Source organism: Streptomyces sp. GSL17-111 (assembly GCF_037911585.1).
Lineage (GTDB): Bacteria > Actinomycetota > Actinomycetes > Streptomycetales > Streptomycetaceae > Streptomyces.
Window position 1 is genome coordinate 4,735,004 of record NZ_JBAJNS010000001.1, and the last position, 21,213, is coordinate 4,756,216.

Consider the following 21,213-nt stretch of genomic DNA (forward strand, 5'->3'; position numbering starts at 1 on the left):
CCGCCCGGCTCCCGTCCACCCGTCCCCGCTGACGGGAGCCGGGCGGCACCCCTGCCCGACCGCACCGTCCCGATCGCCCCGACCGTCCCGCAAGGAGAGCGACCCTTGAACGGTTTCTCCGTGCGTCGCAGAGGCACGGCCGCCGCCCTGGTGGCCGGCCTGCTCACGACGCTCATGTCCGCCTGCGCCCCAGACGAGGACACCTCGGCGCCACCACCCCCGTCGGAGGAGAAGCTCGCCGCCGCACCGACCCGGCACGAGCTGACCCGCGAGCAGTTCTACTTCGTCCTGCCGGACCGCTTCGCCAACGGCGACCCCGGCAACGACGAGGGCGGCCTGACGGGTGGCCGGCTGGAGACCGGGTTCGACCCCGAGGACAAGGGCTTCTACCAGGGCGGTGACCTCAAGGGCCTGATCGACCGGCTCGACTACATCAAGGGCCTGGGCACGACGGCGATCTGGATGGCGCCGCTGTTCAAGAACAAGCCCGTCCAGGGCGAGGGCGAGAACGCCTCGGCCGGGTACCACGGCTACTGGATCACCGACTTCACCCAGATCGACCCGCACTTCGGGAGCAACGAGGACCTCAAGGCGCTGACGAAGGCCGCCCACGACAAGGGCATGAAGGTCTTCTTCGACGTCATCACCAACCACACCGCCGACGTCATCTCCTACGAGGAGAACTCCTACCACTACCTGTCCAAGGGCGCCTTCCCCTACCTGACGAAGGACGGCGAGCCGTTCGACGACGCCACGCACGCGGGCGGCGAGCACTTCCCCGCCGTGAACGAGGAGTCCTTCCCCCGCACGCCCGTCGTGGCCGAGGAGGAGAAGGACGTCAAGGTCCCCGGCTGGCTCAACGACCCGACGATGTACCACAACCGGGGCGACTCGACGTTCGCCGGGGAGTCCTCCGAGCAGGGCGACTTCGCGGGCCTGGACGACCTGTGGACCGAACGGCCCGAGGTCGTCGAGGGCATGGAGAAGATCTACCAGCGGTGGGTCAAGGACTTCGGCATCGACGGCTTCCGCATCGACACCGTCAAGCACGTCAACATGGAGTTCTGGACGCAGTGGGCCACGGCCCTGGACGCCTACGCGGCCAAGCGCGGGAACGACGACTTCTTCATGTTCGGCGAGGTCTACTCCGCCGACCCGGCCGTCACCTCCCGCTACGTGACGCAGGGCAGGCTCGACTCCACGCTCGACTTCCCCTTCCAGGACGCCGCCCGGGGCTTCGCCTCGCGCAGCGGCGACGCGAGCCGGCTGAGCGACCTCTTCGCGCAGGACTACCGCTACACCACGGGTGAGTCCAACGCCTACGAGCAGGTCACCTTCCTCGGCAACCACGACATGGGCCGCATCGGGTCCTTCCTCACCCAGGACAACCCCGAGGCGGACGACGCCGAGCTGCTGCGCCGGGCCACCCTCGCCCACGAGCTGATGTTCCTCAGCCGGGGCAACCCCGTCGTCTACTCCGGCGACGAGCAGGGCTTCACCGGCCCCGGCGGCGACAAGGACGCCCGCCAGCCCCTCTTCGCCTCCCGCACCCCCGACTACCTCGACGCGGACAGGAACCGGCAGATCGGCAGCCCGGAGCGCACCCACGCGGAGGACGCCTACGACACCGGGCACCCGCTCTACCGGGCCATCGCCGACCTGGCGGAGCTGACGACGAAGCACCCGGCCCTGCGCGACGGCACCCAGACCGAGCGGTACGCCGACGAGGGCACCGGCGTCTACGCCGCCTCCCGGTTCAGCGCGGGCGAGGACCCGACCGAGTACCTCGTCACGCTCAACAACGCTGAGGAGCCGCGCACCGTGCGGGTGCCCGTCGGCACCGACGGCGCCCGCTTCGCGTCGCTGTACGGCGAGGGCGAGGACGTCACCGCGTTGGACGGGGCCGTCGAGGTCACCGTCCCGGCCCTGTCCGCCGTCGTCCACCGCGCCGACCGGCCGGTGCCCGCCCCCGAGGGCGAGCCGGGCATCACGCTGACCGCTCCCGGCGAGGGCGCGACCGGCACCGTCGAGCTGCGCGCGGACGTCGAGGGCGGCGGGCTGCAGCACGTCGTCTTCTCCGCCCAGGTCGGCGACGGCCGCTGGCGGACCCTCGGCACGGCCGACCACGCGCCGTTCACCGTCACCCAGCATCTGGGCGACGACGTGGCGCCCGGAACGCCGCTGCGCTACAAGGCCGTCGTCGTCGACCACGCGGGCCGCACGGCGTCCGCCGAGGCCGACAGCGTCTCCGGCACGCCCCCGGCGCCCGAGGTGCCCTCGGCCGTCGAGCGGGACTGGGCCGTCGTCCACTACCAGCGCCCCGAGGGCGACTACGACGGCTGGCAGCTCGTCGCCGGGGACCGCACCGCCGCCTTCACCGGCCGCGACGCCTTCGGCGCCTTCGCATGGGTCAAGCCCGCGGAGGGCGAGGAGAGCGGCACGCTGAGCTTCACGATCGAGAAGGACGGCACCGCCGACGGCGGCACCCGCACGATCGACCTGGCCCGCTCCGGCGAGGTGTGGGTCGAGCAGGGCGGCGAGGACACCGCCCACGAGCGTCCCGAGGGCGTCTACCCGCCGCAGGACGAGAACACCGCCGTCCTCCACTACCACCGCCCCGACGGCGACTACGACGGCTGGGGCCTGCACACCTGGACGGGCGCGGCCGAGCCCACCGACTGGGCGAAGCCGCTGCAGCCCGTCCGCAGCGACGCGTTCGGCGCCACCTTCGAGGTGCCGCTCGCCGAGGGCGCCACGTCCCTGAGCTACATCCTCCACCGGGGCGACGAGAAGGACGAAGCCGCCGACCAGGCGCTGGACTTCGCCACCCACGGCCGCGAGGCGTGGAAGCTCAGCGCCACCCCCGGCTACCTGCTGCCCACCACCGGCAGCGCCCCCGACCTGGACCTGGGCCAGGCCGAGGCGCAGTGGATCGACCGGAACACCGTCGTCTGGAACACCGACCACGACGCGGCCACCACCCAGCTCCTGCACGACCGCAAGGGCCGTATCGCCCTGGCCGAGAACGGCACCCTCGCCCACGAGGGCCGCTGGCTGCGCCTGACCCCCGTCGACGGCGGGCTCACCGAGGAGCAGCGGGAGGAGTTCCCGCACCTGGCCGACCACACCGCCTACCGCGTCGACCCGCGCGACCGCGACCGGGTGCGGGAGGCCCTGCGCGGCCAGGTCGTCGCCACCCAGCGGGCCGCGAACGGCGCCCTGCTCGCCGCGACCGGCGTGCAGATCCCCGGCGTGCTCGACGACGTCTACGGCGACCGCGCGGCCGACGCCGCTCTCGGGCCCGTCTTCGACGCCAAGGGACGTCCCACCCTGTCGGTGTGGGCGCCCACCGCGCAGAAGGTCGCGCTCGACCTGGACGGCCGCACCGTCCGCATGCACCGCGACGACGCCACGGGCGTGTGGAGCGCGCGCGGAAACCGGAGCTGGGAGGGCAAGCCCTACCGCTTCCACGTCACGGTCTGGGCGCCCGAGGCGGGCGAGGTCGTCACCAACAAGGTCACCGACCCGTACGCGACGGCGCTCACCACGGACTCCGAGCGCAGCCTCGTCGTCGACCTGGACGATCCGGAGCTCGCCCCGCGCGGCTGGGACGCGCTGGACAAGCCCGAGCCGGTCGCCCTGCGGGACGCGCAGATCCAGGAGCTGCACGTGCGGGACTTCTCCCTCGCCGACCCGACCTCCGAGCACCCGGGCACCTACCGGGCGTTCACGGAGAAGGACAGCGACGGCATGACGCACCTGCGGGAACTCGCCGACGCCGGCACCACCCACGTCCACCTGCTGCCGACCTACGACATCGCCACCACCCCCGAGCGCCCGGCCGACCAGGCCACGCCCGGCTGCGACCTGGCCTCCCTGCCCGCCGACTCCGAGAAGCAGCAGGAGTGCGTGGGCGAGGTGCGGGACGAGGACGCCTACAACTGGGGCTACGACCCGCTGCACTACACCGTCCCCGAGGGCTCCTACGCCACCGACCCCGAGGGGCCGGTCCGCACCCGCGAGTATCGGGAGATGGTGCGCAGCCTGAACGAGGAGGGGCTGGGCGTCGTCCTGGACGTCGTCTACAACCACACCTTCGCGGCCGGGCAGGACGAGAAGTCCGTCCTCGACCGCATCGTGCCGGGCTACTACCACCGGCTCCTGGAGGACGGCACCGTCGCGACCTCCACGTGCTGCGCCAACACCGCGCCCGAGCACACCATGATGGGCAAGCTCACGGTCGACTCGATCGTCACCTGGGCCAAGCAGTACAAGGTCGACGGCTTCCGCTTCGACCTCATGGGCCACCACCCGAAGGAGAACATCCTCGCCGTCCGCGCCGCGCTGGACGAGCTGACGCCGGAGAAGGACGGCGTCGACGGCAAGAGCATCATCCTCTACGGCGAGGGCTGGAACTTCGGGGAGGTCGCCGACGACGCCCGCTTCGTCCAGGCCACGCAGAAGAACATGGCCGGTACCGGCATCGCCACCTTCTCCGACCGGGCCCGCGACGCCGTGCGCGGCGGCGGTCCCTTCGACGAGGACCCCGGCGTGCAGGGCTTCGCCTCCGGCCTCTACACCGACCCCAACGACTCGGAGGCGAACGGCTCGGAGGCCGAGCAGAAGGCGCGGCTGCTCCAGTACCAGGACCTCATCAAGGTCGGCCTCACCGGCAACCTCGCCGACTACCGGTTCACCGACAGCTCCGGCCGCACGGTGACCGGCGCCGAGGTCGACTACAACGGCTCACCCGCCGGGTACGCCGACGCCCCCGGCGACGCGCTCGCCTACGCCGACGCCCACGACAACGAGACGCTCTACGACGCGCTCACCTTCAAACTGCCCACCGACACCCCCGCCGCCGACCGGGCGCGCATGCAGGTCCTCGCCATGGCGACGGCCGCGCTCTCCCAGGGCCCGGCGCTCAGCCAGGCCGGCAGCGACCTGCTGCGCAGCAAGTCCCTGGACCGCAACAGCTACAACTCCGGCGACTGGTTCAACGTCATCAACTGGGACTGCTCGGCCGGCAACGGCTTCGCCCGGGGCCTGCCCCCGGCCTGGGACAACGAGGACAAGTGGTCCTTCGCCCGGCCGCTGCTGACCCTCCCGCAGGCCAACCCCGGCTGCGCGGAGATCGACGGCGCCTCGGCCGCCTACCGCGACCTGCTGACGATCCGCTCCTCCGAGGACGCCTTCTCCCTGACCGACGCGGCCGAGGTACAGCGCGCGCTGTCCTTCCCGCTCTCGGGCGAGGGGGAGACGCCGGGCGTCATCACGATGCGGCTCGACGACCTCGTCGTCGTCTTCAACGCGACGCCCGAGAGCCAGGAGCAGCGCCTGACCGACACGGCCGGGACGGCGTACACGCTGCACGAGGCGCAGGCCACGGGCTCGGACGAGACCGTGAAGTCCGCGTCGCACGCGCAGGACACCGGCACCTTCACCGTCCCCGCCCGTACCGTCGCGGTCTTCCAGACCGCCTGACCCGCACCACACCGGCGGCCCGCTCCCTCGCCCGGGGGCGGGCCGCCGCCGTTCTCCGGGCGCTGGCCACCACACCGCCGGTCGGTCCGGCGGGGACGCGGGCCGTCAGGGCTTCGGTGTCTCCACGGGCAGGGCGAAGACCTCGCCGTCGGCGTTGGCCACGTGGACCCGCCCGTCCGCGACGACGGGGTCGGCGATGACCGCCTCCCCCGTGTCGAACGACCACAGCTGACGGCCGGTTTCCACGTCCACGGCGTGCAGGCGGTTGGTGTGGGCGCCCACGTAGAGCACGCCCCGGTGCAGGGCGGGTGTGGTGTGGATCTGCTCCCCGGCCTCGAACCTCCAGCGCAGCTCGCCGCTCTCGGCGTCCAGCGCGTACAGGAAGCCGTCGTCGCTGCCGGTGTACAGGGTGCCGTCCACCAGCAGCGGTGTGGCGTGGATGACCGCCCCCGTGGTGTAGGCCCAACGCCGGGCGCCGGTGGCGGCGTCGAAGGCGTACAGGCGGCGGGTCTCCCATCCACCGACGTAGACCGTCCCGCCCGCCACCAGGGGCGAGGCGAAGCCGAGGTCGCCCGGGGCGGCCGTCCACCGTTCCTCGCCGGTCTCGGCGTCCAGGGCGTAGAGCCGCCGGTCGTGGCTGGTGACGTACACGGTGCCGTCCGCCACCGCCGGAGTGGTGTCCACGTCGTCCCCGGTGGTGAAGGTCCAGCGCGTCGCGCCGGTGGCGGTGTCCAGCGCGTACACCCGGTGGTCGTCGCTGCCGATGTACAGCGTGCCGTCCACGACGGCGGGGGAGGAGTCGATCCACGTCCCGCGTTTGACCCGCCAGCGTTCCTGACCGGTGATGGCATCGACGGCGTGCACCTCCCCCGAGGTGTCCGCGAAGTACACCGCGCCTCCGCCGAAAGCGGGTTCGGATATGACGCCGGCACCCGCCGGGAAGGACCAGCGCCGCTTCCCGGTGGCCGGGTCGAGGGCGTGGAGGTGGTCGTCGAAGCTGCCGACGTACAGGGTCTCCCCGGCCCAGGTGAGATCGGCGTACACCGAGTCGTCCGCGGCGAAGCTCCACAGGGCGGCCGGGCCCTGCGGCGGCCGCTCGCCCACGGTCACGCCGGCGATCAGCGCCGCGAGCGCGGCGGCGGTCGCGCCGCGCCGCACGCGGCGCCGGGCCGGGAGACGCCGCCGGGGTGGTGTCCCTGGCAGTACGGCCGGTGCCGTCGGGGCGGGTGGGACGGTGGGTGAAGGCGGTACGGCTGGGGACTCGGCGGTCCGTGGCGTGCGCAGGGCCTCCCGGGGGTCGACGGGGGCGGGAGCGGGGGCGAGCTCGTCCAGCACCGCTTCGACGGCCGGGCGGTCCGACGGGTCCTTCGCCAGGCAGCGGCGGACGACCCCGGCGATCCGTGCGGGCACCCCGGACAGGTCCGGTTCCTCGTGCACCACCCGGTAGCCCAGCCCGTGGGAGGAGCCGCCGCCGAACGGTCCGCGCCCGGTCGCCGCGAAGACGAGGACGGCGCCGAGGGCGAAGACGTCGCAGGCGGGCCCGACCGGCGCCCCGGTCAGCTGCTCGGGGGCCATGAAGCCGGGCGTGCCCACCAGGACGCCGGTGCGGGTGAGCACGGTGTCGTCGGCCGCCACCGAGATGCCGAAGTCGATGACGCGCGGGCCGTCGTCGGTGACCAGGACGTTGGACGGCTTCAGGTCCCGGTGCACCACCCCCGCCGCGTGCACGGCGTGCAGGGCCTCGGCCAGTCCGGCGCCGAGGGCGGCGACGGACGCGGCGTCGAGGGGGCCGTCCCGCCGCACGGCGGTGTCCAGGGACGGGCCGGGCACGTAGGCCGTCGCCAGCCACGGCGGTTCCCCGTCGGGGTCGGCGTCGACCACGGCGGCGGTGAAGAAGCCGTTGACGCGGCGGGCCGCCGCCACCTCGCGGGCGAAGCGCCGCCGGAAGTCGGGGTCCTCGGCCAGTTCGGGCCGGACCACCTTGACGGCCACCGAGCGTCCGCTGGGCGAGCGGGCCAGATACACCCGGCCCATGCCGCCCGCGCCGATCCGCCGCACCACGCGGTACCGGCCCACCCGCTCCGGGTCGTCCATCGTCCCCCTCACCCCGCTGGATCGTGCGTCACCCGTGCCCGCCCCGGCGATCACACCGGAACGGACCCGGCACCGTCATGGGTTCCGAGGAATTCACGGGGCCGCACGGCGCGTTCCTCACACGATGACGTGGCGTCCCTTGCGGCCGGTTCCGCCCGAGGGCCCCGTCAGCACCGGATCGGGTCGGCTGACGCCCAGGTGGCCGGGCGCCATGAACGCCAGCACGAGGGTGGTCGCCGTCAGCGCCGCCCCGGCGAGCCCGAAGAACACGGAGGGCGGGTGGCCGAGCAGCAGGGCCACCAGGGTCCACGAGACGACGGACGCCAGTCCGGTGACCGCCGCCCACCGCCACAGCGTGCGGCGGCGTGCCCGGGTCTCCCGGACACCGAGGACGTGCACCCGCAGTCGCTGACGGCATTCCGGATGGCCGCAGACGATCTCGCGGGTCGCGCCGCCCGTCTCCGGCCGCTCGAGCTCCAGCGTGCTGGAGTGGTCGACCAGCGCTGTCGCCGTACGTCCGGTACTCATGCTGCCGACCACGAAGTCGAGCCTCACCGGAACACTTCGCCCCACCTGTGCCACCCGCCGCCTCCCCGTCCGGTTCCCGTGCCACGCCGCACGCGGGGCTCCACGGGGAGACCTTCCCGCCCGGCACGGCGGTGAACCGGGGGCCCCGCACCGGGACGCCCCGGGCCGGCCCGGCCCGCTCGGCCCGTGCGCGGTACTCGTCCTCCGTGCGCTCGGTGATCGCCGCCCGTACGGCCTCGTGGACAGTCGGCGCGACGCGGTCATACCCTCCGATGCACCGAGGCAACTCATTGATGAGGGGTGGTGTGGTGCATCCGTTCCGCAAGGCCGTCGAGGACCGTGACGCGGTCGCCGTCGAGGCGTTGCTCGCCGAGGACGTCGTCTTCGTCAGCCCCGTCGCCTTCTCGCCCTACCCGGGCAAGGCGATCACCGCCGCCATCCTGCGGGGGGTCATGCGCGTCTTCGAGGACTTCACCTACGTCCGTGAGATCGCGCAACCCGGCTCCCGCGACCACGCGTTGGTCTTCACCGCCACGGTGAACGGGCGGCAGGTCCAGGGCTGCGACCTCCTCCACTTCGACGAGGAGGGGAAGATCGACGAGTTCACCGTCATGGTCCGGCCGCTCTCCGCCGCCACGGCGCTCGCCGAGGCGATGGGCGCCCAGTTCGACCGGATCGCCGCCGAGGCCGCCGAGGCCGGAGCGTGAATCACCTCCAGGCGCTCGGTGCCGGACGCCGACCCCCTGGAGGACGAGCGGCCGGGTGCGGCTGACATCGCGCCTGTACTCCAGCTGCTTGACACCGATGTCATGCAGCAGGCTGAGGCCCGACGACTGCTGGGTTGAGCCGGGCGAAGCCTTCCTGGCGCTGGTAGGGGAAGTACGGGTAGGGCGCCGTCTTGCTGCTCGCCGCATCGAGTTTCGCCATCTGGTCGGGCGTGAGCGTCCAGCCGACGGCGCCGAGGTTCTGGCGGAGCTGCTCCTCGTTGCGGGCGCCGATGATGACGGAGGAGACGGTCGGTCGCTGCAGCAGCCAGTTGATGGCGATTTGCGGAATGGTCTTGCCGGTCTCCTGTGCGATCTCGTCGAGGGTGTCGACCACGCGGTAGAGGTGCTCGTCCTCGACCGGCGGGCCGTAGTCCGCGGTGTGGTGGAGTCGGCTATTGGCCGGTAGCGGCTGGTCGCGGCGGACTTTGCCGGTGAGCCGTCCCCAGCCGAGGGGGCTCCAGGCGAGGGCTCCGAGGCCCTGATCCAGCCCGAGGGGCATCAGCTCCCATTCGTAGTCGCGGCCGATGAGGGAGTAGTAGACCTGGTGTGCGACGTAGCGCGGGTGGCCGTACCCCTCCGCGATCGCGAGGGACTTCATCGCCTGCCATCCGGAGAAGTTGGAGATGCCGAGGTAGCGGATCTTTCCTGCTCGTACGAGACCGTCGAGTGTGGACAGGACTTCCTCGATCGGCGTGCCGGCGTCAAAGGCGTGCAGCTGGAACAAGTCGATGTAGTCGGTGCCGAGTCGACGCAGGGCGTCCTCGCATGCGGTGATCAGACGTGAACGGGAGGAGCCTGCATCGCCTGGGCCGTCGCCCATCGGCAGGCTGGTCTTGGTGGACACGATCACCTGGTCCCTGCGGCCTTTGATCGCTTGGCCCAGGACCTCCTCCGAGGCGCCGCCGGAGTAGACGTCGGCGGTGTCGAACATCGTGATCCCGGCGTCGAGACAGATGTCCACGAGACGGCGCGCTTCTTGCGCATCGGTGTTTCCCCAGGCGCCGAACAGCGGTCCTCGGCCTCCGAAGGTGCCGGCGCCGAAGCTCAGCGCGGGGACCTTGAGGCCGGATGCACCCAGCCGCCTGTATTCCATGGCTGTTCCTCTCTCGTTGACTGACCTGGCTAATGGTTCCAGAGTTCCGTTAGCGTGTCCCTCAACGTAGCAGGTGTAAGCACTTAACGAAACTGGAGTCCCGTTATGGGGTTTGAGGGTGCGGATCCGGGAACCGTCCGTCCCGGAGGGCGCACGGCGCGGGTACGGGCGGCGGTGCTGCAGGCGGCTGGGGACGCCTTGGCGGAGCATGGCTTCGCCCACCTGGACCTCGCCGCCATCGCGAGCCGTGCCGAGGTGGGCAAGACCACCGTCTACCGCCGCTGGGGAACGGTGACCAGTCTGGTGGCCGACTTGCTGCTGGACATGGCCGAGCAGTCACTGCCACGTACCGAGACCGGCTCGCTGCTCGGCGATCTCAAGGCCAATGCTCGGCTCGTGCAGCGCACCTTGGCCGACCCGCGGCAGGGAGCGCTGTTCAAGGCAGTGATCGCGGCCGCCACCTGCGAGGCGAAGACGGCCGAGGCCCTGCACCGCTTCTACGACATCCGTGTCGAGGAGTGGGCACCCTGCGTCCAGCAGGCCATCGACCGGGGCGAGGTGCCTGAGGGCACCGATGTCCACGAGGTGATTCGTGCCGTCTCCGCCCCCCTCTACTACCGCCTGCTGACCAGTGGCGAGAGCCTCGACGAAGCCGCAGCAGACCGGGCCGCCGAGGCCGCCGCAGCTGCGGCGCGCGCGGGAGCATACCTGCGGGGCGAAGGAGGTCCTGCGTGACCGGCTTCCCGTACCGTCGCCACATGCGGGTCACCGTGCGTGATCTCCGGGCCCGTACTAACGAGCGCGGCCGCGACCCGTTAGTACGGGCCCGGCTCGTCGGTCGCCTCGTCCTCGGGCCGCTCCTCCTCGATCGGCTCGCCGTCGGGGCCGACGACGTACCACAGCCCGCCGAAGCCGTCGACGGCCTGGCCGCCGACATCGCCCGGTTCGGTGTCGGGCTCGTAGTAGTACAGGGGGTGGTCGTTGTAGGTGACGCCGGTGGTGCCGTCGGTGCGTTCCACCGTGCCCAGCAGGTCGGCGTCCACCCGGTCGCCCGCGTTCGGTTCGCCGTCCGTGGTCAGCGGGGGCCAGACCTCGGCGCAGGCCTCGTCGCAGGCGGACTCGCCGGGTGAGTCCGCTTCGAACATGTACAGCGCGTACCCGTCCTCGCCCACCAGGATGTCGCCGTAGGGGCTGGACTCCACCGCGACGGTCGCGGGGCCGGTGGCGTCCTCCGGGCTCGGGGGTCCGTCCTCACCGCCGTCGTCGCCGCAGCCGCCCAGCAGCAGCGCGGCGGCCGCCGCTCCCGCCGCCACGGCCTTTCCGTACGTCCGTCGCCGCATGTCCGCACACCTCCGTCGGTCGGTCCGGCGGCCGGGGTGCGCCCCCGTCCGTCCGGAGCCGGGCTCACTCTTCCGCAGCCGGCGGAGCGGGCGGGGCAGGACACGGCCGCCCGCCGCGCACGCCGTTCGGACGGCGGACACCGACGCGGGGAGGCCGTCCGCGGTTCAGGGGACGAGCGCCAGCAGCCGGGACACCAGCTCCGCGAAGGGGCTGTCCGGCGGCTCCTGGGCGATGACGTGCCGCACCAGAGTGGCCGTCTCCTCGTCCGTGGTGGCGGTGACGGCCGCCAACGCCAGGAAGTCGTGGACGAGTTGACGCTCCAGCTCGGCACGGGGGACGGCCCGGTCCTGCAGCCAGGTCAGCGCCGTCGTCTCGGCGACGCCGACCCAGGAGCGGATGACGAGGGCCAGCCGGGGGCCGGGCGTGCCGACCCCGAGGTGGGAGAGCAGCTCCTCGTAGGCGCGCTGGCGCACGTGGTCGATCATGGCGTTGGCCTGGGCCGGTCCGATGGCCATGCCGCCGCGCAGCAGGGCGGAGAAGCCGGGGCCGTTCTTCGCGACGAAGTCGAAGTATCGGCCCATCACGCGCAGCAGCCGGGCGCCGAGCGGCCCTTCGCGCGGCTCCTGGAAGTGGTCGGCCAGCTCCTCGGCCGCCACGCGCACCGCCGCTTCGTAGAGGCTGTGCTTGCCGGGGAAGTAGTGGTAGACCAGCGGACGCGAGATGCCCGCCGCCGTCGCGATGTCGTCGATGGACACCTCGTCGGGCGAGCGTTCGCTGAACAGCTCCAGCGCCACCGTGATGAGCTGCTGCCGCCGCTCCTCCACACCCATCCTGCGCCGTACCCCGGTAGCCATGGGGCCACCCTAACGAGACGCGGGCGGGCGCGACACCGCCCCCGAAGCCGTCCGGCCGGGGGCGGTGGCCGGTCTCAGAGGTCGCCCACGAGGGCGGCGACCGAGCCGTGCTCGAAGATCTCCCGCACCGCGTGGGCGAGCAGCGGCGCCACCGACAGCACGGTGATCTTGTCCAGCTCCACCTCGCTCGGGGTGGGGAGCGTGTCGGTGAAGACGAACTCGCTGACGCGGGAGTTCTTCAGTCGGTCGACGGCCGGTCCGGACAGGATGCCGTGCGTCGCGGCGACGATGACGCGTTCGGCGCCGTGCGCGTACAGGGCGTCGGCCGCCGCGCAGATGGTGCCGGCGGTGTCGATCATGTCGTCGACCAGCACGCAGACCCGTCCCGCCACCTCGCCGACGACCTCGTGGACCGTCGCCTGGTTGGGGACGAGGGGGTCGCGGCGCTTGTGCACGATGGCGAGCGGCGCGTGCAGCCGGTCGCACCAGTGGTCGGCCACGCGGACGCGGCCCGCGTCCGGTGAGACGACGGTGAGCCGGTCGGCGTCGACGCGCTCGCGCACGTGGTCGGCGAGGACGGGCAGGGCGAACAGGTGGTCGACCGGCCCGTCGAAGAAGCCGACGATCTGGTCGGTGTGCAGGTCCACCGTCACGATGCGGTCGGCGCCGGCCGCGCTGAGCAGGTCGGCCATGAGGCGGGCCGAGATCGGCTCCCGCCCCAGGTGCTTCTTGTCCTGCCGGGCGTAGCCGTAGAACGGCACGAGGACGGTGATGCTCCGCGCCGAGGCCCGCTTCAACGCGTCGATCATGATGAGCTGTTCCATGATCCATTTGTTGATGGGGGCGGTGTGGCTCTGGAGGAGGAAGCAGTCGGCCCCGCGTACCGACTCCTCGTAGCGCACGTAGATCTCGCCGTTGGCGAAGTCGACGGCCTTGGTGGGCACCAGGCCGGTGCCGAGGTGGCCCGCGATCTTCTCGGCCAGCTCCGGGTGCGAACGCCCGGAGAAGAGGAGGAGCTTGCGCTCCTCGCGCTGCACGGTCCCGCTCATGTGGTGTGTCCTGCCTTCCGGTGGTCCGAAGCCTGCGGCACGCTCACGCGAGGGTGGGGTAGTCGGTGTAGCCCCGGTGGTCGCCGCCGTAGAAGGTGCCCTCGTCCAGCGCGTTGTACGGGCCTCCGGCGCGGATGCGCGCGGGCAGGTCCGGGTTGGCCAGGAAGAGGGCGCCGAGGGCGACGGCGTCGGCCAGCCCCTCCTCCAGCACCTCGGCGGCGACCTCGGGGGTGACGGCGCCGGCCTGCGCGTCCCGGTGCGGGTTGAGGACGAGCGCACCCTGCCACGCCTCGCGCACCGTCCGCGTCACCGGGCGGCACTGGGCCTCCATCACGTGGAGGAAGGCCAGCGGCGGCAGCGCCCGCAGCAGCGCGCCGTACAGCTCGTCGGTGTCGCTCTCGACGATGTCGTTGTACGGGTTGGCGGGGGAGACGCGCAGGCCGACGCGGTCGGCGCCGATCGCCTCGGCGGCGGCCTCGGCCACCTCGACGGTGAGCCGGATGCGCCCGGCGAGGTCGCCGCCGTAGCCGTCGGTGCGGTGGTTGGTGTTGTCGGAGAGGAACTGGTGCAGCAGGAAGCCGTTCCCCGCGTGCAGCTCGACCCCGTCGAACCCGGCGTCGACCGCCCGGCGGGAGGCGTCGGCGAAGTCCTCGACGGTGGCGGCGATCTCCTCGACCGTCAGCTCGTGCGGCACCTCGTAGTCCGTCATGCCCTGCGGCGTGAAGCACTGCCCGCCGGCGGCCAGCGGCGAGGGCGCGACGGAGCGGTGGGCGCTCGGGTAGAGGGACGGGTGGCCGATGCGCCCGGAGTGCATCAGCTGCACGACGATGCGGCCCCCGGCGGCGTGGACCGCGTCGGTGACCTGCCGCCAGGACGCGGTCTGCTCGTCGGTGTGCAGGCCGGGGGTGTTGAGGAAGCCCTGGCCGACCTGGCTGGGCTGCACGCCCTCGGTGACGATGAGCCCGGCCTGCGCCCGCTGGGCGTAGTACTCGGCCATCAGGGGCGTGGCGAGGCCGTCCACGGTCGCCCGGTTGCGGGTCATGGGCGCCATGACGAGGCGGTTGCGCAGGGCGATCTTGCCCAGGGTCAGGGGCTCGAACAGCGCGGAGTGCGGTGGGGTGGCGGTCATGTGGGCCGTCCTTCGGTCGGTGGGTGGTCGGGTGGTGGGTGGGTGCGGGCGTCAGGAGGGCCGCGCGCGGCGCAGCCGGGCGTGGGCGGCGGCGAGCCGCCCGCCGACCTCCGCCGTGCTGATCAGCACGGCCATGTTGGCCTCGGCCGTCCGGCCGTCGGTGGCCCGGTCGACCGCGCGCATCAGGTACTTGGTGATCGCCTGGCCAAAGACGCCGTCGCGTTCGGCGGCCTCCAGAGCCTCCGCGATGGCCGCCTCCGTCTCGGCTCGGTCCACCGCGTCCTCGGCGCGCGGCGGCGTCGTCACCAGGACGCCGCCGGGTGCGCCCGCCGCCCAGTGGTTCTCCACGACGCGCGCGACCACGTCCGCGTCGTCGATCCGGTGCGGGCTGCGGATGCCGCTGGAGACGCAGTAGAAGGCCGGGAAGTCGTCGGAGCGGTAGGAGATCACCGGGACGCACTGCGTCTCCAGGTACTCCATCGTCAGCCGCAGGTCGAGGATCATCTTCGCCCCGGCGCAGACCACGGCCACCTTGGAGCGGGTGAACTGGATGAGGTCGGAGGAGACGTCCATCGACGACTCGGCGCCCCGGTGGACGCCGCCGATCCCCGCCGACGAGAAGAACGGGATGCCGGCAAGCTCGGCCGCGACGACCGAGGAGGCGACCGTCGTCGCACCCGTCCCGCCGCGCGCGAGGACGACCGGCAGGTCCCGGCTGCTGACCTTCGGGATGCCGGACGCCTGCGCGAAGCGCTCGATCCGCTCCTCGCTCATGCCGACGACGACGCGGCCCTCGTCGATGCAGATCGTCGCCGGGACCGCGCCGCCCGCCCGGACGGCGTCCTCGACCTTCTTCGCGGTCGCGGCGTTGTCCGGATAGGCCAGGCCGTGGGTGATGACGTTGGACTCCAGGGCGACGACCGGCTCCCCGGCGTGCAGGGCCTCCCGCACCTCCTCGCTGTACTCCAGCGGGATCGTGGTGCGCGGGGCGGTGTGTTCGGGCATCGGATGCCGCCTCAGTTTCCGTAGTCGGGGGTCTTGATGAGCAGGTCGGGACGGGCGCTGATCTCCGGCGCGTCGACCCTCTCCCGCCACTGCGCCGGGTCGACGGCCTCCAGGGCGACGGAGACGACGTTCTCCGGCACCTCGAAGTGCTCGACGACGAGGCGGGTGACGGCGTCCGCCAGCCGCTGCTTCTGCTCGGGCGTGAAGTCGCGGGGGTAGTGCTTGAGGCTCACGTGGGGCATGACTGCTGCTCCTCGGTGGATCGGGCGTGCCCGGTGCCCGGCCGCGCGGGCCGGGCACCGGACACGTGTCTCACGGTGCGGCGGGCGCGGGCTCAGCCGCCGATGCGCTCGCGGATCGCCGACGCCAACTCGCCGACGCCCTGTTCCTTCAGCACGCTGTAGTGGTCGCCGTCGAGGTCGACGATGGTGGGCCGGGGCCCGTCGCCGTCGATGGTGCCGTCCTCGATGAACGAGTACTCGTCCCCGGTGGCGCGGAAGATCGTCACCGGGGCGCGCAGCTTGCGCTCGGCCATCTCCTCGAAGGTGTACTCGAACTGGTAGGTCTCGCCGACGATGCGGGTGATCCGCCGGATCGTCTGCTCGTCCAGCGCGGGCACGACCTCCTCGATGAAGTCGACGAAGCTGTCCTCGTCACGCGACCTGGCGAGACAGCGCTCCAGGTCCTCACCGCCGAGCGAGGCGACGAAGACGGAGAACAGGATCGCCACGTAGGCCGGGTTGTCGAACGAGGACTGCCGGCCGAACATGTCGCCGTCCGCCCACCGGATGCTCGGGTTGCCCGGGCAGATGAGCAGGACGTTCTCCACCTCCTTGCCCAGCTGCTCCAGCTGCCAGGCCGTCTCGAACGCCACCCGGGCACCGAAGGAGTAGCCCCACAGGGTGTAGGGGCCCTCCGGCTGCACGGACAGGATCTCCGAGACGTCGGCCGAGGCCATCTCCCGGATCGTCCGGTAGGGCACCTCACCGGCGTTGATGCCGTAGGCCTGGACGCCGTAGAACGGCCGTCCGCCGCCGGCCTCGCCGCTCAGCAGCCGCAGGTTCATCGGATACCCACCGAGCCCCGGCCAGCAGAAGACGGGCCGCTTCGCCGCGCCGCCCTCCACCTGCCCGGACCCCTCGGTGGGGCGGCCGTTGAGCAGCAGCAGCCGCGAGGACGACTCCTCCGTGTCGTTCTCGATGCGGGCGGCCAGCTCGCCCAGCTTCGGGCACTGGAAGACGCTCTGCATCGGCAGCCGCGTCCCGAACTCCCGGTTCACCTTGTTGATGAGCGACACGGCGATGAGGGAGTTGCCGCCGGAGGCGAAGAAGTCGTCCTCCACCGAGACGTGGTCGTACTTCAGGGCCTTGCCCCACTCCTTGGCCAACCAGCGCTCCGCCCGCGTGCCCGGCGCCACGTACGGCGTGGTGACCTCGGCGGAGGTGACGGCGTCGGAGGCGGCCAGCGCCTTGCTGTCGACCTTGCCGTTCGCCGTCAGCGGCAGCTCGGACAGGACGAGGACCTGGTTGGGCAGCATGTAGTCGGGCAGGATGCCGGCCAGCTCGTCCTTGATCATCTCGGCCGGGCCCTTCATGTGGACCGCGTCCTCGTGCATGCCCTCGCTGGCCAGCTGCTCCTCGCTGACCCGGCCGCCGACGAAGAAGTACAGCGGGCCGGTGTCGAAACCGCTGCCGGTGAGGATGTCGTCCATCCGCCGCGCGGCCGGCAGCGGGTTGCCCGTCTTGGAGCTGTAGCCCGCCGACATGAAGCCCAGGCCGAGCCCGGACGCCTGGAGGTGGTGCAGCTTGGCCCCCAGGCTCACGTACTCCAGCCACGGCTCCGGCGCCCGGCTGACGGCGGTGATGCCGAAGCCGGCCCGGTCGTAGACGGCCTGGTTGATCGCGATGACGTGCTTGGACTGCACCAGCTCGTCCGAGATCCGCTCCAGCGCGCCGTCCGCGTAGCGGTACTGGCCCTCGGGGAGCCCGGCGACGCGGTCGCCGTGCGCCTGGACGAACACCTCCGTCGGGTCCGCCTGGGGCCGCCCGTCCGCGGCGCGGATCTCGAAGGTGCCGAGGTAGTAGTCCTCCGCCGCCACGTCCAGCCGCTCGCGCACCGACTCCCGGTACTCCAGCGGGCGGATGTCGAGCCCGTACTCCGGCAGCACCTCCTCGAACAGCCCGACCATGTGCCCGGCCTCGAACTCCAGCACCTCGCGGATGTTGTTCTTGTACACCGGCTCGATCGCGCTGCGCTTGCCCGAGAAGTGCACCACCAGCCGCCCGGGCGGCACCTCGGGTGTGCCGGGTATCGCCACCAGCGTGTGGTCGGCCGGGTGGTAGTAGTAGACGCCCGCCTCGACGCCGCACTCCAACCCGCCGGTCTCCAGGTACATCTGGGTCGCGTACAGGGCGCCGGGGGAGGCGTGCGCGTACTTCGGCAGCAGCCGCTCGTCACTGTGGAACTGGCCGAACCAGCGCAGGACCGTCCCCAGCTCCGGGAACGTCAGCTCCTCCAGCGGCCGGGAGCGCGCCGCCCCGCCGCGCGGGGCCAGCAGGCTGAGCAGGTCCTCCCGGACGACGTCGCCGCCCTCGTAGAAGCGGTACGTCTTGCGGGCGAACGCGCGGCGCCGCTGCTCGGCCGGCTCCGCGCGGCCCGGCAGCGCCAGCACCGGGCGCCCCCCGGCGTCCTCGCGCAGACCGGCGCCCGACAGCTGCGCCTTCACCTGGAGCTTGCTCGACTTGGACATGTGGTGGCCGCCCTGGACGCCCTGGTCCATCAGGGCGGCCTCCTTCGGGTTCAGCTCCACACAGGCGACCAGCCGCTGGAACCCGGTCCGCGCGTCGTCGGTCACCAGGGCCGCCGCCCGGCGCACCCAGGTGTGCTCCTCGATCGCGAGGGCGATCTCCTCCAGCTCCACCCGGTAGCCGCGCAGCTTGACCTGGTTGTCGGCCCGGCCCGCGAACTGGATGGTGCCGTCCGGGTTCCAGGAGGCCAGGTCCCCGGTGCGGTAGAGCCGCTCGGTGGGGACGAACGGGGACGCCACGAAGCGTTCCCGCGTCTGCTCCGGCTTGTGGAGGTAGCCCCGGGCGAGCTGGACACCGCCGATGTACAGCTCACCGGTCTCCCCGATGCTCGCGGGGGCCATGTTCTCGTCGAGGATGTAGCACTGCGTGCTGTCCACCGGTATGCCGATGGGCACCGAGCCGGCGCCCTCCTCCAGCGTCTCCGGGTCCGTCAGGTACGCCGTCGCGTTGATGGTGCACTCGGTCGGGCCGTAGAGGTTGACCAGCGACGCCTCCGGGAGCTGCTCGGCGAACTGCCGCGCGAGCTGGTTGGACAGCGCCTCACCGCCGGAGAAGACCCGCTGCAGGCTGGTGCACGCGGGCAGCGCCTCGGTGTCCAGCAGCGCCTGGAGCAGGGTGGGGACGCACTGGAGCGTCGTCACCTCGTGCTTGGCGATGGCCGTGACCAGCGCCTCCGGGTCCCGGTAGATGCCGGGCGTGCCCATGACCACACGGCTGCCCGTCGCGGGGGCGAGGATCTCCCACTGCGCCGCGTCGAACGACATCGGGGTCTTCTGCAGCACCGTCGTCCCCGGGCCCAGATGACCGCTCGTCAGCAGCCACCGCATCTGCGCCACGATGCTGTTGTGCTCGATCATCACGCCCTTGGGCTTGCCGGTGCTGCCCGAGGTGTAGATGACGTAGGCCAGCGTGCTCGGGCACGCCGCCGGCGGCTGCGGCCCGGTGAACTCCTCGGCCTCCGCCACCGTGACGATCCGGGTGCCCTGCGGGGCGAGCGCCGTCAGCCGTGCGACGAGGCTCTCCTCGGTCACGACGATCCGCGTCCGGCTGTCCTCGATCATGTACCGCAGCCGGTCCTCCGGGTACTCCGGGGACAGCGGCAGGTAGGCCGCCCCGGAGCCGAGAATGCCCCACACGCCCGTCATCAGCTCCACCGACGGGTCCACGAACAGGCCGACGCAGTCGTCGGGCCGGGCGCCGAGGTGGTGGAGGTAGGCCGCCAGCCGACCGCTCGTCCGGGACAGCTCCTGGTAGCTGAGCGTCCGGTCGTGCGCCACCACGGCGATGTCGTCCGGCCGTGCCTCAGCCTGCTGGTTCAGCAGGCTGGGCAGGCAGGTGACAAGGCGTCTACAGAGAATGCGTGCGTAGTTTTCTGTCTCCACGGAGATCCCCCTGATCGACTGATGGACGGTGGTGCGGGGTGACGGACGGCTGCGGCGCCTCGCCCGAGGCGGCCTGCGGCGTGTCCGGGGACGTGTCCTGCGGCGCGGGCGGGGGTGTCCCGCCCGCCCGGGGACCGCCCCGCCGGGACGGCTTCGGCTGCGCCATGACCACGGCCGCGACGACGGCCGCCGCACCGGCGAGCTGGGCCGCCGACAGGGACTCGCCGAGGAAGACGTAGCCGAGGATCGTCGCGGCGAGCGGGCTGGCGAAGGCGAGGAAGGAGACGGCCAGCGCCGGCAACCGCTCGATGCCGCGGAACCAGACCGCGTAGGCGATCAGGGCCCCGATGACGCTCAGATACAGGAAGCCGGTGACGTTCTCGCCCGTGATCTCGGAGGGCAGCCCCTCCGCCAGGAGCGCCACGGGCAGCAGCACCAGACCGCCGAACGTCAGCTGCCACCCGGTGAACGTCAGCAGGCCGACGCCCTCGGGCCGGCCCCAGCGCTTGGTGAACACGATGCCGGCCGCCATGCACAACGCGCCGCCCAGCCCGGCCGCGACGCCGACGGCGTCCAGCGCCGCCTGTGGCTGGAGCACCAGCAGCGCCACACCGAGGGCGCCGAGCGCGCACGAGGCGACCTGGATCGCCTTGATCCGCTGCCGCAGCAGGCCGACGCCCAGCAGCAGCACGATCATCGGCTGCACGGACATGACCAGCGCGGCCACACCGCCCGGCAGGTGGTACGCGGCGACGAACAGCAGGTAGAAGAACGCCCCGATGTTCAGCACGCCGAGGACCAGAGCCCGCCACCACCACTCACCGCGCGGCAGCGTGCGCCCGATGGCCACCAGCACCAGCCCGGCGGGCAGCGCCCGGATCATCGCCGCGAGCAGCGGCCGGTCGGGCGGCAGCAGCTCCGTCGTCACCAGGTACGTGCTGCCCCACACGGCCGGAGCCAGCGCGGTCAGCGCGGAGTCCCCGATGACGCGGTGACCGCTCATCGCGCACCCGAGTCGACGGTGCCGAAGTAGCGGTCGCCGAAGTCACCGATGCCCGGGATCATGAAGGCGTGCTCGTTGAGCCGCTGCTCCACGGAGGACGTCACCAGCCGCAGCCGGGGATGGGCCGCCATGACCTTCTCCAGCCCCTCGGGCGAGGTGAGGAAGTTGACGAAGACGATGTTCTCCTCCCGCACGCCGGCCTTCAGCAGGACGTCGATCGCGGCGAGCGCCGAGCCGCCGGTGGCCAGCATCGGTTCCAGCAGCAGCACGTGCCGCTCGGCGATGTCGTCGGGCAGGTGGGAGTAGTACAGGTGCGGCAGCTTGGTCTGCTTGTCCCGCTGGATCAGCACCTTGCCGATGCGGACGCCCGGCAGGACGTCGCGCACCTCCGCCTCCATGCTCTCCCCGGCCCGGATGACCGGCACCGCGCAGAGCTTCGCGGCGGACCGCAGCCCGCGGTACGTCTCGCCCACCGGGGTGGTGACGTCGTGCTCCTCGAAGGGCAGCAGATCCAGGGCCGACTCCACGAGCATCCGGATGATGCGGCGCGAGTGGAAGACGAAGTCCTCGCGGCGCGCGTCGCGGTTCCGGATGACCGTGTGCAGTGCGCGGAGCTGGTCGGTCTGGGGCAGTAAGTGAACGTTTGCATGCGTCGTCATGATCGGTCCCTCCCCGAG

At 72.1% G+C, this 21,213-nt stretch carries 15 protein-coding genes; 3 read left to right on the forward strand and 12 right to left on the reverse strand.

Features of this window, described 5'->3' with window-relative positions:
- Positions 1-105: 105 nt before the first annotated feature.
- Positions 106-5,484 carry a pullulanase-type alpha-1,6-glucosidase gene (gene pulA, locus V6D49_RS21115; RefSeq protein WP_445330571.1) on the forward strand — a complete coding sequence of 1,793 codons (5,379 nt, stop codon included), beginning with the start codon at positions 106-108 and terminating at the stop codon, positions 5,482-5,484.
- Between the two features lie 105 nt (positions 5,485-5,589).
- Here pulA and V6D49_RS21120 read toward each other — a convergent pair whose 3' ends face one another.
- The gene (locus V6D49_RS21120; RefSeq protein WP_340561945.1) at positions 5,590-7,578 is read right to left on the reverse strand and encodes an outer membrane protein assembly factor BamB family protein; all 1,989 of its coding nucleotides are present in this window, start codon (positions 7,576-7,578) and stop codon (positions 5,590-5,592) included.
- 117 nt (positions 7,579-7,695) lie between these two features.
- A complete protein-coding gene (locus V6D49_RS21125) occupies positions 7,696-8,106 on the reverse strand; it encodes a hypothetical protein (RefSeq protein WP_340561947.1) in 411 nt (136 codons plus the stop codon).
- 308 nt (positions 8,107-8,414) lie between these two features.
- On the opposite strand from V6D49_RS21125, the gene V6D49_RS21130 reads away from it, so the two are divergent.
- Entirely contained in the window at positions 8,415-8,813 is a 399-nt protein-coding gene (locus tag V6D49_RS21130) for a nuclear transport factor 2 family protein (RefSeq protein WP_340564193.1), read from the forward strand.
- Positions 8,814-8,913: 100 nt separating this feature from the next.
- Here V6D49_RS21130 and V6D49_RS21135 read toward each other — a convergent pair whose 3' ends face one another.
- The gene (locus tag V6D49_RS21135) at positions 8,914-9,966 is read right to left on the reverse strand and encodes an aldo/keto reductase (RefSeq protein ID WP_340561949.1); all 1,053 of its coding nucleotides are present in this window, start codon (positions 9,964-9,966) and stop codon (positions 8,914-8,916) included.
- A gap of 105 nt (positions 9,967-10,071) precedes the next feature.
- Here V6D49_RS21135 and V6D49_RS21140 point away from each other — a divergent pair, with 105 nt between their 5' ends.
- Positions 10,072-10,701: a TetR/AcrR family transcriptional regulator gene (locus V6D49_RS21140; protein WP_340561951.1), complete on the forward strand. Its 630-nt coding sequence runs from the start codon at positions 10,072-10,074 to the stop codon at positions 10,699-10,701.
- A gap of 80 nt (positions 10,702-10,781) precedes the next feature.
- Here the strand turns inward: V6D49_RS21140 and V6D49_RS21145 are convergent, their stop codons facing one another.
- From V6D49_RS21145 to upp, 9 genes are all read right to left on the reverse strand, one after another.
- Entirely contained in the window at positions 10,782-11,306 is a 525-nt protein-coding gene (locus V6D49_RS21145; RefSeq protein ID WP_340561953.1) for a COG4315 family predicted lipoprotein, read from the reverse strand.
- Between the two features lie 165 nt (positions 11,307-11,471).
- Entirely contained in the window at positions 11,472-12,161 is a 690-nt protein-coding gene (locus tag V6D49_RS21150; RefSeq protein WP_340561955.1) for a TetR/AcrR family transcriptional regulator, read from the reverse strand.
- 74 nt (positions 12,162-12,235) lie between these two features.
- Positions 12,236-13,210: a ribose-phosphate diphosphokinase gene (locus tag V6D49_RS21155; protein ID WP_340561957.1), complete on the reverse strand. Its 975-nt coding sequence runs from the start codon at positions 13,208-13,210 to the stop codon at positions 12,236-12,238.
- Between the two features lie 43 nt (positions 13,211-13,253).
- The gene (locus V6D49_RS21160; RefSeq protein WP_340561959.1) at positions 13,254-14,339 is read right to left on the reverse strand and encodes an alkene reductase; all 1,086 of its coding nucleotides are present in this window, start codon (positions 14,337-14,339) and stop codon (positions 13,254-13,256) included.
- Between the two features lie 51 nt (positions 14,340-14,390).
- Positions 14,391-15,344, reverse strand: coding sequence for a pseudouridine-5'-phosphate glycosidase (locus tag V6D49_RS21165; protein WP_340561961.1), 954 nt, complete (start codon positions 15,342-15,344; stop codon positions 14,391-14,393).
- A gap of 11 nt (positions 15,345-15,355) precedes the next feature.
- The gene (locus V6D49_RS21170; RefSeq protein WP_340561962.1) at positions 15,356-15,586 is read right to left on the reverse strand and encodes a tautomerase family protein; all 231 of its coding nucleotides are present in this window, start codon (positions 15,584-15,586) and stop codon (positions 15,356-15,358) included.
- A gap of 92 nt (positions 15,587-15,678) precedes the next feature.
- Positions 15,679-19,533, reverse strand: a complete 3,855-nt coding sequence (locus V6D49_RS21175) for a non-ribosomal peptide synthetase family protein (RefSeq protein WP_340561963.1) — start codon at positions 19,531-19,533, stop codon at positions 15,679-15,681.
- A complete protein-coding gene (locus V6D49_RS21180) occupies positions 19,499-20,536 on the reverse strand; it encodes an EamA family transporter (RefSeq protein WP_340561964.1) in 1,038 nt (345 codons plus the stop codon). The genes V6D49_RS21175 and V6D49_RS21180 overlap by 35 nt, the downstream gene beginning before the upstream one ends.
- The gene (upp, locus tag V6D49_RS21185; RefSeq protein ID WP_340561965.1) at positions 20,533-21,195 is read right to left on the reverse strand and encodes a uracil phosphoribosyltransferase; all 663 of its coding nucleotides are present in this window, start codon (positions 21,193-21,195) and stop codon (positions 20,533-20,535) included. Before upp ends, V6D49_RS21180 begins: the two co-directional genes overlap by 4 nt.
- Between the last annotated feature and the right edge of the window lie 18 nt (positions 21,196-21,213).

Excerpts from the sequence above, each read along its gene's own strand:
- V6D49_RS21180 (WP_340561964.1), bottom strand. The coding sequence starts at position 20,536 with ATGAGCGGTCACCGCGTCATCGGGGACTCCGCGCTGACCGCGCTGGCT.
- upp (WP_340561965.1), bottom strand. The coding sequence starts at position 21,195 with ATGACGACGCATGCAAACGTTCACTTACTGCCCCAGACCGACCAGCTC.
- V6D49_RS21155 (WP_340561957.1), bottom strand. The coding sequence starts at position 13,210 with ATGAGCGGGACCGTGCAGCGCGAGGAGCGCAAGCTCCTCCTCTTCTCC.
- V6D49_RS21125 (WP_340561947.1), bottom strand. The coding sequence starts at position 8,106 with ATGAGTACCGGACGTACGGCGACAGCGCTGGTCGACCACTCCAGCACG.
- V6D49_RS21160 (WP_340561959.1), bottom strand. The coding sequence starts at position 14,339 with ATGACCGCCACCCCACCGCACTCCGCGCTGTTCGAGCCCCTGACCCTG.
- V6D49_RS21140 (WP_340561951.1), top strand. The coding sequence starts at position 10,072 with ATGGGGTTTGAGGGTGCGGATCCGGGAACCGTCCGTCCCGGAGGGCGC.
- V6D49_RS21145 (WP_340561953.1), bottom strand. The coding sequence starts at position 11,306 with ATGCGGCGACGGACGTACGGAAAGGCCGTGGCGGCGGGAGCGGCGGCC.
- V6D49_RS21120 (WP_340561945.1), bottom strand. The coding sequence starts at position 7,578 with ATGGACGACCCGGAGCGGGTGGGCCGGTACCGCGTGGTGCGGCGGATC.
- V6D49_RS21170 (WP_340561962.1), bottom strand. The coding sequence starts at position 15,586 with ATGCCCCACGTGAGCCTCAAGCACTACCCCCGCGACTTCACGCCCGAG.
- V6D49_RS21150 (WP_340561955.1), bottom strand. The coding sequence starts at position 12,161 with ATGGCTACCGGGGTACGGCGCAGGATGGGTGTGGAGGAGCGGCGGCAG.
- V6D49_RS21135 (WP_340561949.1), bottom strand. The coding sequence starts at position 9,966 with ATGGAATACAGGCGGCTGGGTGCATCCGGCCTCAAGGTCCCCGCGCTG.
- V6D49_RS21165 (WP_340561961.1), bottom strand. The coding sequence starts at position 15,344 with ATGCCCGAACACACCGCCCCGCGCACCACGATCCCGCTGGAGTACAGC.